The 14,679-nt window shown below is 71.7% G+C and carries 17 protein-coding genes; 2 read left to right on the forward strand and 15 right to left on the reverse strand.

From position 1 onward, the window contains the following. Window positions 1–40: 40 nt before the first annotated feature. Entirely contained in the window at window positions 41–973 is a 933-nt protein-coding gene (locus ACIP6W_RS04770; protein WP_066651419.1) for an NAD(+)/NADH kinase, read from the forward strand. 161 nt (window positions 974–1,134) lie between these two features. On the opposite strand, the gene ACIP6W_RS04775 is transcribed toward ACIP6W_RS04770, so the two are convergent. The 15 genes from ACIP6W_RS04775 to tilS all read right to left on the reverse strand — a co-directional run bounded on the left by ACIP6W_RS04775 (window position 1,135) and on the right by tilS (window position 14,084). Continuing rightward, window positions 1,135–2,208, reverse strand: coding sequence for a sigma-70 family RNA polymerase sigma factor (locus ACIP6W_RS04775; protein WP_209684601.1), 1,074 nt, complete (start codon window positions 2,206–2,208; stop codon window positions 1,135–1,137). A gap of 346 nt (window positions 2,209–2,554) precedes the next feature. Further along, window positions 2,555–2,686: a hypothetical protein gene (locus ACIP6W_RS04780; protein WP_268746767.1), complete on the reverse strand. Its 132-nt coding sequence runs from the start codon at window positions 2,684–2,686 to the stop codon at window positions 2,555–2,557. 74 nt (window positions 2,687–2,760) lie between these two features. Continuing rightward, complete coding sequence (locus tag ACIP6W_RS04785) at window positions 2,761–2,904, reverse strand: hypothetical protein (RefSeq protein ID WP_271826630.1); 144 nt, start codon at window positions 2,902–2,904, stop codon at window positions 2,761–2,763. A gap of 54 nt (window positions 2,905–2,958) precedes the next feature. Beyond that, window positions 2,959–3,162 carry a hypothetical protein gene (locus ACIP6W_RS04790; protein ID WP_066651415.1) on the reverse strand — a complete coding sequence of 68 codons (204 nt, stop codon included), beginning with the start codon at window positions 3,160–3,162 and terminating at the stop codon, window positions 2,959–2,961. 113 nt (window positions 3,163–3,275) lie between these two features. Continuing rightward, a complete protein-coding gene (lysS, locus tag ACIP6W_RS04795; RefSeq protein WP_400428498.1) occupies window positions 3,276–4,811 on the reverse strand; it encodes a lysine--tRNA ligase in 1,536 nt (511 codons plus the stop codon). A gap of 120 nt (window positions 4,812–4,931) precedes the next feature. Continuing rightward, a complete protein-coding gene (locus ACIP6W_RS04800; protein ID WP_235426412.1) occupies window positions 4,932–5,624 on the reverse strand; it encodes a Rossmann-like and DUF2520 domain-containing protein in 693 nt (230 codons plus the stop codon). Then, complete coding sequence (locus tag ACIP6W_RS04805; protein WP_081984531.1) at window positions 5,621–7,384, reverse strand: PH domain-containing protein; 1,764 nt, start codon at window positions 7,382–7,384, stop codon at window positions 5,621–5,623. Before ACIP6W_RS04805 ends, ACIP6W_RS04800 begins: the two co-directional genes overlap by 4 nt. A gap of 9 nt (window positions 7,385–7,393) precedes the next feature. Beyond that, a complete protein-coding gene (locus ACIP6W_RS04810) occupies window positions 7,394–7,915 on the reverse strand; it encodes a PH domain-containing protein (protein ID WP_066651411.1) in 522 nt (173 codons plus the stop codon). Window positions 7,916–7,937: 22 nt separating this feature from the next. Next, window positions 7,938–8,426, reverse strand: coding sequence for a DUF3180 domain-containing protein (locus tag ACIP6W_RS04815; protein WP_066651410.1), 489 nt, complete (start codon window positions 8,424–8,426; stop codon window positions 7,938–7,940). Continuing rightward, complete coding sequence (gene folK, locus ACIP6W_RS04820; protein ID WP_235426411.1) at window positions 8,423–8,956, reverse strand: 2-amino-4-hydroxy-6-hydroxymethyldihydropteridine diphosphokinase; 534 nt, start codon at window positions 8,954–8,956, stop codon at window positions 8,423–8,425. The genes ACIP6W_RS04815 and folK overlap by 4 nt, the downstream gene beginning before the upstream one ends. Continuing rightward, on the reverse strand, window positions 8,953–9,342 hold the full coding sequence (gene folB / locus ACIP6W_RS04825) for a dihydroneopterin aldolase (protein WP_066651406.1): 390 nt from the start codon (window positions 9,340–9,342) through the stop codon (window positions 8,953–8,955). Before folB ends, folK begins: the two co-directional genes overlap by 4 nt. After that, window positions 9,339–10,343 (reverse strand): dihydropteroate synthase, encoded by a 1,005-nt coding sequence (gene folP, locus ACIP6W_RS04830; protein ID WP_235426409.1) that lies wholly within the window; start codon window positions 10,341–10,343, stop codon window positions 9,339–9,341. The genes folB and folP overlap by 4 nt, the downstream gene beginning before the upstream one ends. A 6-nt stretch (window positions 10,344–10,349) precedes the next feature. Beyond that, window positions 10,350–12,338 carry an ATP-dependent zinc metalloprotease FtsH gene (ftsH, locus tag ACIP6W_RS04835; protein ID WP_066651404.1) on the reverse strand — a complete coding sequence of 663 codons (1,989 nt, stop codon included), beginning with the start codon at window positions 12,336–12,338 and terminating at the stop codon, window positions 10,350–10,352. A gap of 165 nt (window positions 12,339–12,503) precedes the next feature. Next, entirely contained in the window at window positions 12,504–13,055 is a 552-nt protein-coding gene (hpt, locus tag ACIP6W_RS04840; protein WP_031272831.1) for a hypoxanthine phosphoribosyltransferase, read from the reverse strand. A 9-nt stretch (window positions 13,056–13,064) separates the two neighbouring features. Continuing rightward, window positions 13,065–14,084 carry a tRNA lysidine(34) synthetase TilS gene (tilS, locus tag ACIP6W_RS04845; protein ID WP_066651402.1) on the reverse strand — a complete coding sequence of 340 codons (1,020 nt, stop codon included), beginning with the start codon at window positions 14,082–14,084 and terminating at the stop codon, window positions 13,065–13,067. A 51-nt stretch (window positions 14,085–14,135) separates the two neighbouring features. Between tilS and ACIP6W_RS04850 the strand changes: the two genes are divergently transcribed. Beyond that, window positions 14,136–14,627, forward strand: coding sequence for an inorganic diphosphatase (locus ACIP6W_RS04850; RefSeq protein WP_066651400.1), 492 nt, complete (start codon window positions 14,136–14,138; stop codon window positions 14,625–14,627). The last annotated feature ends 52 nt before the right edge of the window (window positions 14,628–14,679 follow it).

Here is a 14,679-nt window from a genome sequence, read left to right on the forward strand (position 1 = left end):
CACCTGCCGTCGACCAGGCCCGGACGGTTACGATCTGGGCATGGAGCAGCCCGTCGTCGGACTCGTCGTCCACCCCACCAAGAACGTGCAGGAGTCGATCGCGACCCTGCAGGGGTGGAACGCCTCCGGACTGGGCCGGCTCGTCGCCCGGCGGGCGGACGCCCAGCGCATCGGCGGCGACGTCGAGGTGATCGGCGACGACGACTTCACCGACCAGGTCGACCTCGTCGTCGCGCTCGGTGGGGACGGCACGATGCTCGGTGCGATGCGGCTCGTGGCGAAGCGCCCGGTGCCCGTGCTCGGCGTGAACTACGGCAACGTCGGCTTCCTGGTCGAGATCGAACCGCCCGAGCTCGAGGCCGCCCTCGACCGGTTGTCCGCCGGCGAGTACCAGCTCGAACCGCACCACGCACTCGAGGCCCGGCTGTCGTGGGGTGGCGCGCGGACGGACTACCTGGCGTTCAACGACCTGACGATCGTGCGACGGCCGGGAGCCGGGCAGGTGTCCGCCGACCTCAGCGTGAACGGGCTCGGCTACGGGTACTACCGTGCGGACGCCATCGTCGCCGCGACCCCCGCCGGGTCCACCGCGTACAACTACGCGGCCGGCGGCCCCGTGCTCTCCCCGGCGCTCTCCGGCTCCGTGGTGACGCCGGTCGCCCCGATGGCGGGCATCGACCGCGCCGTCGTCCTGGCGGCACGGGAGCGCTACCGCTTCGACATCGCCGAGGGGACCCGGAGCGCGGCCCTCGAGGTCGACGGCCTCGTCGTGGGCGAGGTCGCCACCGGCGCGCAGATCGACATCCGGCTGCGGAAGGACGCCGGCAGCGTGGTGCGCCTGGACGCCGAGCGGCACGGACGCACCGGCCGCGTGAAGCTCAGCCTGCTCGACCTGCCGGTCCGCCCGGACCAGCTCATCGAGCTCATCCCGCAGGACCTGCGCCAGAAGCTCGGCCGCGAGATCGAGGACTAGCCCAGGCAACGACAGGGCGGGACCGCAGCGCCCCGGACAGCGAAGTGGCCCGCCCAGGCAGTGCCTGGACGGGCCGTCCCATCACCCCACCGGCCCGCCTTCCCACAGGACGACCCGGTTCCCCGTGCCGACGCTCACGCGCCGGCCGAAGCCTGCTGACCTCAGTCGGTCAGGTACAGCTGCATGTCCTGGCTCACGGCCTTCGCGAACAGGCGCAGCTTGGCACGCGACTCGACGCGGCTGACCGCCTGGCGCGTGGTGTGCACGATCTTCGAGATCTCGTCGAGCGTCATCGGCTTGTCGTCGTCCAGGCCGTAGCGCATGCGGATGACGTTGGCCTCGTCGGTCGGCAGCTCGGAGACGATCGACCGGATGTCGCGGTGCAGGAGCGTCGTCTCGGTCAGCTCGTTCGGGCTCGCGGCGTCCTCGTCCTCGATGAAGTCGCCGAGCTCGCTGTCGTCGGAGTCACCGACGACGGTGTGGATCGACACCGGCTCGTGCGAGCGGCCCTTGAGGTCGAGGAGCTCCTCGGTGGTCATGCTGAGCTCGGCGGCGACCTCGTCGGGCATCGGCGCGCGGCCGAGGTCGACGGTCAGGTCACGCTCGGTGCGCGAGATCTTGTTGATGAGCTCGACGGTGTGCACCGGGATGCGGATGGTGCGCGCCTTGTCGGCGAGACCACGCGAGATCGCCTGGCGGATCCACCAGGTGGCGTAGGTCGAGAACTTGTAGCCCTGCGTGAAGTCGAACTTCTCGACCGCGCGGACCAGACCGAGGTTGCCCTCCTGGATGACGTCCATGAACGGCAGACCGCGCTGCGAGTACCGCTTCGCGATGCTCACGACGAGTCGGAGGTTCGAGGTGATCATGCGCTCCTTGGCGCGCTCACCGTCGCGGACGAGCCAGCGCAGCTCGCGCTGCAGCGTCTTGTCGATGCCGGCCTCGGTGGCGAGCTTCTCCTCGGCGAACAGACCGACCTCGATGCGGCGGGCGATGTCCGCCTCTTCCTCGGCGGTCAGGAGCGAGAGGCGCCCGATGTGGCGCAGGTAGTCGCCGACCTGGTCGACCGAGGCGCCGCGGACACCCGCGAGCTGCTCGTCGGCCTCGACCTCGACGGCGTCGAGCGTGGTGGTCTCCACCGCGGTGACGGCGGTCTTCGCGGCTGCTGCCTTCTTGCTGCGGCGCGCGGTGGTGCCAGTGGTCGTCGTCTTCGGTGCTGCGGTCGCGATCGTCATGGTGACTCTCCCTGCGGTTCGACGGTGATGGCCTCGGTGGGGGGTGTTGACGAGTAAAGCGGTCCCGAGGTGTACCCCACAAACCGATCGGATCGATTCCCAGGGAACGTCGTGCTTCACCCGCAGAACTGTCCCCCGCGGGGTACAGGCCTGGTGTCAGCATGGCCCCGTCAGATGCCCGCGCACAAGGGGATGTCGCCGTGTTTCCGGTGTTACAGGGATGTTTCATCGACGATCGAAGGCGTGTACCCCGGACCGCTGCGCCGAGCGGACACGGAAAAGGGGTACGGCGTTCCGGATCATCGTGATCCGGGTGCCGTACCCCGAAGAGCGCAGGGGCTCGGTGTCACCAGGAGGGTTCGAGCCACCCGTCCCGTCGCTCGGCGACCTCGAGGTCGGCGTCGAGGTCGAACTCGTCGTACTCGCTCTCGATGTCGCCGACGAGGCTGCGGCCGGTGAAGACGTGCGTGATGGACATGCGGACGATGCTCACCCGCGCGGACGACCGCCCGGCGACGACCGGGTGAACGGTCGGTGACCGACGCCGGGCGCTCAGACGTCGACGTCGTCGTCGTCATCGTCCTGCCAGACCGCGTCACGTGCGGCGTCGGGCAGGACGGAGTGCCCGAAGGCGTCCTCGGGGTCGAGATCAGCCGGGTCCGAGGGGGTCGACGACGGCGAGGGACGTGCGGTCACCACGTCACTGCAGCACCCGTCGGTGAACGGGTGGTGACGGACTGCCGGGGAGGGCTACTCCGCCGAGCTCGGCGCGGGGGCCGGACGGCCGTGCTCGCGCTCGAAGCGCGCTCGCTCCTCGGCCTCGACCTTGGCGTACGCGGACCGCTCGGTGCGGTCGGCCCGCATGATCGCGCGCATCACGAACCAGAAGATCAGGCCGACGACGACGGTCGGCGTCACGGCGAAGATGATCCCGGTCACGACTCCATCTGGCACCGGAGCATCGTACCTCGCCCCGGTGACCGCCACCTGCCCGCGACGGGGCCCGCACGGACGGGAGGCGCGGTGCCAGCCGGCACCGCGCCTCCCGTCCGTCTCCGGTCGCGTCCCTACTTCACCAGCGGGAACAGGATCGTCTCGCGGATGCCGAGGCCGGTGATCGCCATGAGCAGGCGGTCGATCCCCATGCCCATGCCACCCGACGGCGGCATGGCGTGCTCGAGTGCGCGCAGGAAGTCCTCGTCGACGCGCATCGCCTCGGGGTCACCACCGGCGGCGAGCTTCGCCTGCTCGACGAAGCGCTCGCGCTGCACGACGGGGTCGACGAGCTCGGAGTACGCCGTCGCGAGCTCGAAGCCGCGGACGTACAGGTCCCACTTCTCGACCACGCCGGGGCGGGTGCGGTGCTCGCGGGTGAGCGGCGAGGTGTCGACCGGGAAGTTCATCACGAAGGTCGGCGCGTGCAGGTCGTCCCCGTGGAAGTGCTCCCACAGCTCCTCGACGTACTTGCCGTGGGTGGCGTGCGCGACCTCGACACCCTCGGCCTCGGCGAGCGCGACCAGCTCGGACAGCGGGGTCTCCGGGGTGATCTCCCGCCCGGCGGCCTCGGACAGCGAGCCGTACATGTCCATGCGGGCCCACTCGCCGCCGAGGTCGTACTCGGAACCGTCGGCGAGCGTCACGACGAGGGAGCCCCTGGTGACGGCCTTCGCCGCGTTCTGCACGAGCTCCTGGGTCAGGTCGGCCATCTGCTCGTAGTTGCCGTACGCCTGGTACGCCTCGACCATCGCGAACTCGGGCGAGTGCGACGAGTCGGCGCCCTCGTTCCGGAAGTTCCGGTTGATCTCGAAGACCCGGTCGATCCCGCCGACGACGGCGCGCTTCAGGAAGAGCTCCGGCGCGATGCGCAGGAACAGCTCGGTGTCGAAGGCGTTCGAGTGCGTGACGAAGGGTCGGGCCGAGGCGCCGCCGTGCTGGGTCTGCAGCATCGGGGTCTCGACCTCGAGGTAGTCGTGCCCAGTGAACGTGTGTCGCAGCGAGGACATCACGGCAGCACGGGCGCGGACGGTCTCGCGGGCCTGGTCGCGGACGATCAGGTCGAGGTACCGCTGGCGGACCCGGGTCTCCTCGTTCAGTTCGTTGTGCAGGTTCGGCAGCGGCAGGATCGCCTTCGCCGCGATCGCCCACTCGTCGACCATGATGCTCAGCTCGCCACGACGCGAGGAGATCACACGGCCGTGCACGAAGACGTGGTCGCCGAGGTCGACGAACTCCTTCCAGCGGGCCAGGGCCTCGTCGCCGACCTCGGCCAGCGAGACCATCGCCTGCACGCGGGCGCCGTCACCGGACTGCAGCGTCGCGAAGCAGAGCTTGCCGGTGTTGCGGGAGAACACGATGCGCCCGGCGAGCCCGACGACGTCCTGCGTCTCCTCGCCCGTCTCGAGGTGCGCGTACTGCTCGCGGACGGCGGGGATCGTCGTGGTGATCGGCAGCTCGGCCGGGTACGCCTCGATGCCGGCGTCCAGCAGCTTCGCCCGCTTGTCGAGCCGCACCTGTCGCTGTTCGCTGGTCTCGGCGGCGGCGAGCTCCTCGGCGGAGGGGCCGTCGCCCGAGGGCTCGGTGGCGGATGCGGTCTCGTCGGTCATGCTGTGCGGCTCCGATGGGGTCGTGGGGATGCACCGATGGTACCGGCCGCTCCGCTCCCGCCCGTCCTCGTGGCCCGCAGCGGCGTGCAGGGCCCGCCGGGTGTCGGCGGGGAGCGGGCGCTAGTGGTCCGCCCGACCGTCGGCCGCGGCCAGCGCGTTGTCGACGGCCGAGCGCACGAGGGCGCCGAGCACGAGTCCGGGGCGCTCGACGCCGATGCCGGACAGCGTCCCGGCGGACTGGTCCACGATGGCGGTCGAGAACGACACCGCGGCGCGCACGGCATCCGCGTACGCCGGCCGGTCCTGCTCGGACACGACGAACGGCTCCGCACCCATCTCGACCACGAGCGCCTGGGCGATCGGCAGCACGGGCGCCGGGGCGGTCACCGCGCAGTGGGCGTCCCGGAGCCGGGCGAGGTCGACGCTCGTGCCGGTGAACGCCATCGCCGGGTGGATCGCGAGCGGGATCGCGCCGGCCGACAGGGCGGGCCGCAGGACGTCGACACCGTGGTCCGGACTGGTGTGCACGACGAGCTGGCCCGGCTGCCAGATCCCGGCGTCCGCCAGGCCCTGCACGAGTCCGGCGAGCTGGTCGTCCGGGACGGCGAGCAGCACGAGCTCGCTGCGCTCGACCAGGTCGGGGGTCGCGAGGACGGGGGCACCGGGGAGCATCGCCTCGGCGCGGTCGCGGCCCGCGTCGGAGACGGCCGTCACACCGACGACGGCGTGCTCGGCGTTCGCCAGGGCCGCCCCGAGCACCGGTCCGACCCGGCCCGCGCCGACGATGCCGACGCCGAGTCGTCCGGCCCTCACCGGAGCGCTCCGGGCGGCGGCACGTCGGACCAGCGGCCGGGAGGCACGGCCTGCGTCCCCCCGTCGGCCCGCCACGTTCCCGTGGGAGCTGCGTCGGCGGCGGTCGCCACCACCTGTCCGTCCGGGGCGTGTGTGGCGGGGGTGCGGCGGGCCTCCCGGGCGCGCCAGCGGTGCGTGGTGTCGACCGCCGCGGCCTCGACGGCGCGGTGCGCGCTCTCCGACCAGAGGCGCTGGGCGTCGAGCGCGTCCAGCGCGCCGATCCGCGCCGAGACGGGACCGGACACGGTGTGGACGTGTGCGGTCGCGAGCCGGAGCACCCGCTCGAGCGGCCCCTGCTCGACCTTGACGCTCTGCACGCGCGGCAGCGGCACGATCACGAGCGAGCGCCAGACGGCTCCGAGACGGAGCAGCACCGCGCCCTGCACGAAGCGGTAGCCGTTGCGGCGGAACGAGAACGGGCGGAGCCAGGCGCCGCGACGCGGGGAGTGCACGAACCCGCCGCGGTCCCCCGTCGTCGTGAGGCTGTCGTCGACGACGTTGACCGCCTCGGACGAGCCCTCGCGGAGCTCCTCGCGCGACGCCGTCGGTCCGGCGACCGCGGTGCCGACGAGCCCCGGCAGGATGATGTCGAGGACCTCGCGGACGTCCTCGGCGCGACCGACCGGCAGCACGATCGAGGACACCTGCTGGTTGTTCGACGCCCCGTTGCCGGCGTTCGTCGCACGGTTGATGCGGACGTCCCACCAACCGAACGGACGCCAGAGCAGCGGCTGCGCGACGCTCACCGCGTGGATGCGCCCGGGCGGCAGCGTCTCGTTCGACGTCGAGACGAGACCGAAGCCGATCCGGATGCCGTCGCGGGTCTCGGCGATCGTGTACTGCAGCGAGCGCGAGAACTTCCGGACGGTGTAGCCGCCGGCACCGATCACCACCGGGAACAGACCGATCAGGATGCCGTACTCACCCGTGATCGCGATGCTGACGATCATCGCGACGATCACCACGACGAAGAACACCGTCGTCCCGGAGAGCAGCATCGACGCGATCAGGCGTCCGGGGTGCACCTTGACGATGCGCGTCGCGTGCACGGCGGCGGGGTCGAGCTCCGGCGAGAAGAGCTCGCCGACACGGTCCTGCAGCACGCCGTTCGAGTCGCGACGGGCCGTCTCCTCGTCGTCCTGCGCGCCGGAGGCGAGCACGAGGATGCGCTGCCGGAGGTCGTCGGCTGCCCGCGCACCCAGGTACGCGAGCTGCACGTTGGCGTCGTTGCCGGCCTGGGCGATCTCGAGCTTCGCCGTCCCGAAGATCCGCGGGACCACCGGCCGCGAGATGTTGATGCCCTGGATCCGGTCGAGCCGCGCCTTGCGGTGGCTGCGGAACAGCACGCCCGAGCGGACCTCGACCACGTCGCCGGTCACGCGGAACTCGTGCATCCGCCAGGAGACGGTGAAGAGCCCCAAGAGCACCAGCAGGAGCACGACCACCCCGAGCAGCACCCAGCCGACGGCGCCGTGCTCCCAGACGTAGCGGACCGGGTCGCCGTCGTCCTGCGGTGCGCCGCCCGGGACGAAGAACTCGAGGAGCTGGTCCCGCAGGTTGTTGAGCACGTACCCGAGGATCACGATGAGGAAGATGCCGCCCTTGAGCAGCGGCGTCAGCGGGTGCAGGCGGTGCCACTCGCCGTCGGTCAGCGGAGCGGCAGCGGCAGCATCGCCACGCCGCGGGGGCGCGGGCGGCGGCGGTCCGGGTCGGAACGTCACGACGACTCCCTAGAGCCCGGCGCGGCGGGACTCGGCGAGCTCGACGAGCCGGTCGCGCAGCTCGTCGGCGTCGGCGGCGGGGATGCCCGGGATCCGCACGTTGGTCGCGGCGGCCGCGGTGACGAACTTCAGCTCGCTGAGCCCGAGGATCCGGTCGAGCGGTCCGCGGTTCACGTCGACGAGCTGCATGCGGCCGTACGGCACCGCGGTGAAGCGCTGCCACATGAGCCCGCGGCGCAGCACGAGGTCGTCGTCGCGCAGGGCGTAGCCGATCGCTCGGACCCGACGGGGCGTCAGGACGGCGGTGACCAGCGCGACGAGGGCGACCACGATCGCGACGCAGCTCCACACCGTGCCGGCGGCGCCCCCGAACCCGCCGAAGAGCACCGCGAAGAGCACGCACCCGGCGGTCACGACGACCCCGACCACGATCGTGCTGACGAGCTCCGTCCAGACGAGCTTCGGCGACACCCGCGTCCACGTGGTCCCGGTCAGGCCGAGGCCCGGCTCGTCGAGTCGTTCCAGCGGCATCACGGCCTCCTGCGGTCGTCGGTCAGTTCGCCGTCGTCCCACCCCGCGGCAGGTCGTCGTCGTCGTCGCCCGGTGGCGGCGCCATGCACATCCGCTCGGCGACGAGCGCACACACCACGAGCACGAGACCGCCCCCGACCGCGACGGCGTTCGGCAGGACCGAGCCTAGCGGCGGCAGGGCCGACCTGGTCAGGAGGTACAGCAACAGCCCGGCCGCGAACGCCCCGAAGAGCGCACCGGCCAGGCTCGAGGCCTTCGCCAGGACGACCACGCGCGTGGCGTAGAGCGGGTCGACGGGGTGCTGCCGGGTCGCGCCGTCGCGGGCGTGGCGGCGCACGGGTCGAGCCATCGCGACGACCGCGACGCCGATCAGCGCGAGCGTCACGCCGAGGGGCGTCGAGAGCAGCAGGGTGGGCGCCTGGCGCGAGGCCAGGACGGCGTCGAGCGCGAACCCGGCGACGACGGCGACGACCGCGACGCTGATCAGGGTGGAGGCGCGGGTGGGGTTCACGCGGCGGACCCCGACCCGGGCACGGCGTCGAAGAGCCGGGGCTCGTCGACGCGCTCGGTGTCGTCGCCGAGTCCGTCGAGCAGGTCCGCGACGCGTCCGGCGCCGGGCAGGACCGCGTCCGGGTCGGCGTCGAGCCACGGTGCGAGCACGAACGCGCGCTCCCCCGCCCGCGGGTGCGGGACGGTGAGCGTCCCGGAGTCGATCAGCAGGTCGTCGACGGCGATCACGTCGAGGTCGAGGGTGCGGTCGCCCCAGCGGACCTCGCGGGTGCGTCCGTGGTCGTCCTCGATGCGGTGCAGGGCGTCGAGCAGGTCGTGCGGCGCCAGGTCGGTCTCCACCACGACGACGCCGTTGCGGTACCGGGGCTTGCTGTCGTCGAGCCCGTCGAGCGTCAGGGCGACGGACTCGACCTCGTGGCTCGACGCCACCGGCCGGATGCCCGGCACGGCCGCGATCGCCTGCGCCGCGGCCCGCAGGGTGCTCCCGCGGTCCCCGAGGTTCGCACCGAGGGCGATGACTGCCCGGCTCACTCTTCTTCCTCGTGGGACACCGATCCACCGCGGGTGCGGCGGATCGTGATCGAGACGTCGGAGAACGGCACCGTGATCGGCGCCTGGGGCTTGTGCACGGTGACCTCGACCGCGAGCGCCGCCCGGTGGGTGAGGACCGCGGACGCGATGCGCTCGGCGAGGGTCTCGATGAGGTCGACGGGCCCGCCCTCGATCTCGGCCACGACCTGCTCGGCGACGACCCCGTAGTGCACGGTGTCGGCCAGGTCGTCGGACCCCGACGACACACGGGCGTCGACCTCGACCGCGACGTCGACGACGAAGTCCTGGCCGTCGGCGCGCTCGTGGTCGAACACGCCGTGGTTCCCCCGGGCACGGACCCCGGTCAGTCGGATGGTGTCCCTCACGATCGTGCTGCCCTCCAGGCATCCCAGACGTCGAGCACCGCACGGGTCGGTGCGGGGTCGTGTACGCGCACCCCCCACGCGCCGCGTTCGGCGGCGAGCAGGCTGATGGCGGCGGTGGCGAGGTCGCGGTCGCGCGGCGGTGCGCCGGCAGCACTGCCGACACCGTCGAGGAACCGCTTGCGAGAGGCGGCGACGAGCACCGGCAGGCCGATCGAGGCGAAGCGCTCGTACCCGGCCAGGATCTCCCAGTTCTGGGCGCCGTGCTTGGCGAAGCCGAGGCCGGGGTCGATGACCACCTGCTCCTCGCGGATTCCGAGGACGATCAGTTCGGCGACGCGGAGCTCGACCTCGCGCCGGACCTCCTCGACCGCGTGCGCGTACTCGGCGTTCCGGTGCATCCGGTCGCTGTGCCCACGCCAGTGCATCACGACGAAGCCGGCACCGGTGTCGCGCACGACCCTCGCCATGTCGTCATCGGCGAGGCCGCCCGAGACGTCGTTGACGATCGCGGCGCCGGCCTCGACCGCGCGCTCGGCGGTCGACGCGTTCATGGTGTCGACGCTCACCGCGATGCCCTCGGACACGAGCTGCCGGACGACCGGCAGGACGCGCTGCTGCTCGACCGCCACGGGCACCCGCTCGGCACCGGGTCGGGTCGACTCGCCGCCGACGTCGACCAGGTCCGCTCCTGCGCGGACGAGGTCGCGGGCGTGCGCGATCGCGGCGTCGACCGCCAGGTGCAGGCCGCCGTCGCTGAACGAGTCCGGCGTGACGTTGAGGATGCCCATCACCCGCGTGCGGTCGTCCGGTCCGCCGGCGCTGCCGCTCGACGCGCGGTCACGCCGCCGGCCGGTCACGATCTCGGGCACCGGTGCCGGCGCACGGAGGTCGATCGCGACCGTCGGCAGTTCCGCCGCGGCGGTCCGCGCCTCGTGCTCGGCGGCACGGGCGCGGTCCGCCTCGGCGAGGCGACGGGAGCGTCTCGTCGGCAGGTCGGTCATGCCGGCCTACGCGGGGGCGATACCGGGGTTGCCGAACGGGCGACGACGAGGCTTCGACGACGACTCGGTGTCGCCCTGCTCCGCCGCGGTCGACGCAGCCTTGCCCGGGAACTCGATCGCGGGCAGGTTCGAGACCGGACGACGGTCGCTCGAGAGCCACTGCGGGCGCTCCGGGAGCTTGCGGACGTCCTTGAAGATCTCGACGAGCTCCGGCGCGTCCAGCGTCTCCTTGTCGAGGAGCTCGCCGGCCAGGCGGTCGAGGATGTCGCGGTTGTCGTTGAGCACCTGGTAGGCCTCGTCGTGCGCCGCCTCGAGCAGGGCACGGGTCTCGGCGTCGACCGTCTCGGCGATGTTCTCCGAGTAGTCGCGTCCGCTGCTGCCGCCCATCTCGCGGCCGACGAACGGCTCGCTCGAGCCCGACCCGAGCTTGACGGAACCGACGGCACGACTCATGCCGTACTCGGTGACCATCTTGCGTGCGGTCGACGTGGCCTTCTCGATGTCGTTCGACGCACCCGTGGTCGGGTCGTGGAACACGATCTCCTCGGCGACGCGGCCACCCATGGCGTAGGTGAGCTGGTCGAGGAGCTCGTTGCGGGTCACGGAGTACTTGTCCTCGAGCGGGAGCACCATCGTGTAGCCGAGGGCGCGACCACGCGGCAGGATCGTGATCTTCGTCACCGGGTCGGTGTGGCGCATCGCGGCGGCGGCCAGGGCGTGACCACCCTCGTGGTACGCCGTGATCAGCTTCTCCTGGTCGGACATGATGCGCGTGCGGCGCTGCGGACCCGCCATGACGCGGTCGACGGCCTCGTCCAGGGCGCGGTTGTCGATGAGCTGCGCGTTCGACCGGGCGGTGAGCAGGGCGGCCTCGTTGAGGACGTTCGCCAGGTCGGCACCGGTGAAGCCCGGCGTCTTGCGGGCGAGGAGCTCGAGGTCGACGCTCGCAGCGAGCGGCTTGCCCTTCGCGTGCACCTCGAGGATCTGCTTGCGGCCCTGCAGGCTCGGGGCGTCGACGCCGATCTGGCGGTCGAAGCGGCCCGGACGCAGGAGCGCGGGGTCGAGGACGTCGGGGCGGTTCGTCGCCGCGATGAGGATGACGTTCGTCTTGCCGTCGAAGCCGTCCATCTCGACGAGGAGCTGGTTCAGCGTCTGCTCGCGCTCGTCGTTGCCACCGCCGATGCCGGCGCCACGGTGGCGGCCCACGGCGTCGATCTCGTCGATGAAGACGATCGCGGGGGCGTTCTGCTTGGCCTGCTCGAACAGGTCACGGACGCGGCTCGCACCGACACCGACGAACATCTCGACGAAGTCCGAACCGGAGATCGAGTAGAACGGCACGCCGGCCTCGCCCGCGACGGCGCGTGCGAGCAGGGTCTTGCCGGTGCCGGGAGGGCCGTACAGCAGCACGCCCTTCGGGATCTTCGCGCCGACCGCCTGGAACTTCGCGGGCTCCTGCAGGAACTCCTTGATCTCGTGGAGCTCCTCGATCGCCTCGTCCGAACCGGCGACGTCGGCGAAGGTGACCTGCGGGTTCTCCTTGTTGTTCATCTTCGCGCGCGACTTGCCGAACTGCATGACCTTCGAGCCGCCGCCCTGGGCACTCGAGAGCAGGAACCAGAACAGGGCGCCGATGATGAGGAACGGCAGGATGATCCCGAGGAGCGACAGGAACCAGTTGCCCTGGTTCACCACGTCGTTGTACCCGTCGGGCAGGTTCGCGTCGTTGACGGCCGAGACGACCTCTTCGCCACGCGGCGTGGAGTAGTAGAACTGCTCCTTCGCGTTGCCGTCCTTGAGGGTCAGGTCGACGCGCTGCTCGGTCGAGTTGACGACCACGGACGAGACCTTGCCGTCGGCGAGCTGCTCGAGACCCTTCTGGGTGTCGATCTGCTGCGTGCCGGACTGTGCGATCACGCTCCAGCCGATGAAGATGCCGACCAGCGCGATGAGCACGTAGAGGTACGGGCCGCGGAAGATGCGCTTGAAGTTCATGTGATCCGGGCGCGATGGCCCGACACCTTTCTCTGCCGGAGTTGCGTGGAGGTCAGCATACGGCGGTGACTCTGTGGCGAGAATGGGTGTCCTCTGCGGGCGAACTCCACCCGTGCCCGGAGGGAGCCGTACGGGCCGCCCGTGGTCCGGACGGCCCGGCGGGCCTCAGGAGTAGACGTGCGGCGCGAGGACGCCGATGCCGCGCAGGTTGCGGTAGCGCTCGTCGAAGTCCAGGCCGTAGCCGACCACGAACGCGTCGGGGATCTCGAAGCCGGCGTACTTCACGTCGACCTCGACCTTGGCGGCCTCGGGCTTGCGGAGCAGCGCGACGATCTCGACGCTCGCGGCACCGCGGGACTCGAGGTTCTGCTTCAGCCAGGACAGCGTCAGGCCGGAGTCGATGATGTCCTCGACGATGATGACGTCGCGGCCGTGCAGGTCGGTGTCGAGGTCCTTGAGGATCCGCACGACGCCGGACGACTTCGTGCCGGAGCCGTACGACGAGACCGCCATCCAGTCCATGCGCGCCTGCATCTTGAGGTGCCGCGAGAAGTCCGCCATGACCATGACGGCGCCCTTCAGCACGCCGACGAGCAGCGGGTCCTTCCCCGCGTAGTCACGGTCGACCACCGCGGCGAGTTCGGCGAGCTTCTCGTCGATCTGCTCGGGGGTGAAGAGCACTTCGGACAGGTCTGCCTGGACGTCGGAGAGTTCCACCAGAGCACTCTAACGGGCGGCGAACGCGATGCGCTCGCCCTCGCGCGACGCCCGGACCCCCGGCAGGTCGACCGGGCCCTGCCCGCGCCAGTCGGTCACGAGCCGGCAGACCTCGAGCGTCTGCGTGCGGGACAGCGTCACGCCGAACTCCCCCTCGACCGCCAGGCGGACGAGTCGCTGCCGGAGCGCCGGCGGGTTCGCCAGCAGCTCCGGCACGGAGAGCGAGATGCCTGCCTCGGAGTGCTCGGCGAGGTCCTCCGCCATCTCCTCGGCGAAGTGGTCGAGTGCCGCGGCGTCCTCGCGGAGCTGCTCGGCGGTGCGGGCGAGCGCCTCGGGCACCCCCGCGCCGAGCTCCCGCTCGAGCGCCGGCATCAGCGTGCTCCGGACGCGCACCCGTGCGTACGCGGGGTCGTCGTTCTGCGGGTCGTCCCACGGCACGAGGCCCGCGGCGACCGCCGCCTGCCGGGTCGTGTGCCGGCGGACACCGAGGAGCGGCCGGCCGTACGCCGGCCCGGTCGCGCGTCGCGCGAGCGGCGGCATGCCGGACAGCGCGTCCGGCCCGCTGCCCCGCAGCAGGCCCAGCAGCACGGTCTCGGCCTGGTCGTCGAGCGTGTGGCCGAACAGCACCAGGGGTGACCCGGTGTCGGCGGCGACCTCCGCGACGGCGGCGTGCCGTGCCTCCCGGGCGGCGCCCTCCGGACCACCGTCCGTGCCGACCGCGACCCTGCGGACCGTCACCGGGTCGAGACCCACCGACGCGGCCGTCCGGGAGGCACGGCTCGCCACCGCCTCGCTGCCCGCCTGGAGCGCGTGGTCGACCACGACCGCGCCGGCCCGCAGGTCCTGCTTCGGTGCCTCGAACGCGGTGGCCGCGGCGAGCGCGAGCGAGTCCGCTCCCCCGCTCAGCGCGACCGTGACCAGGTCGCCGCGGTGCAGCAGCCCCTCGTCACGAGCCTGGGCGAGGAGCGTCCGGACCGCCAGCCGGGTCGCGGCGACGGCCGGGTCCAACCGGGGACGCGGAGTGTTCACCCGGTAACGTTAGCCGCGCTTTCTTCCCGCACATGAGACCAGGAGCGCACCATGACCGCGTACGACGTCGTCGTCGAGATCCCCAAGGGCAGCCGCAACAAGTACGAGGTCGACCACGAGACCGGTCGTGTGTACCTCGACCGCGTGCTGTTCACGTCCTTCGTCTACCCGACCGACTACGGGTTCTTCGAGAACACGCTGGCCGACGACGGCGACCCCGTGGACGCGCTCCTGCTGCTCGAGTACCCGGTGTTCCCGGGCGTCGGCGTGAAGGTCCGCCCCGTCGGTGTCTTCAAGATGAGCGACGAGGCCGGCAACGACGCGAAGGTCCTCGTGGTCCCCGCGAAGGACCCGCGCTGGCAGCACATCCAGGACATCTCGGACGTCGACGAGCAGACCAAGGCCGAGATCGCGCACTTCTTCGAGCGCTACAAGGACCTCGAGCCGAACAAGTGGGTCAAGGCCGACGGCTGGGGCGACGCCGCGGAGGCCGAGGCGATCGTGCAGGCCGGCCAGGCCGCGTACGTGCCCGCCGGTCACTGACGCTCGCACGAACGACGGCGCCCGCGCTCCCCGAGGGGAGCGCGGGCGCTGT

The sequence above is a fragment of the Curtobacterium sp. NPDC088465 genome (genome assembly GCF_044753165.1).
GTDB lineage: Bacteria > Actinomycetota > Actinomycetes > Actinomycetales > Microbacteriaceae > Curtobacterium.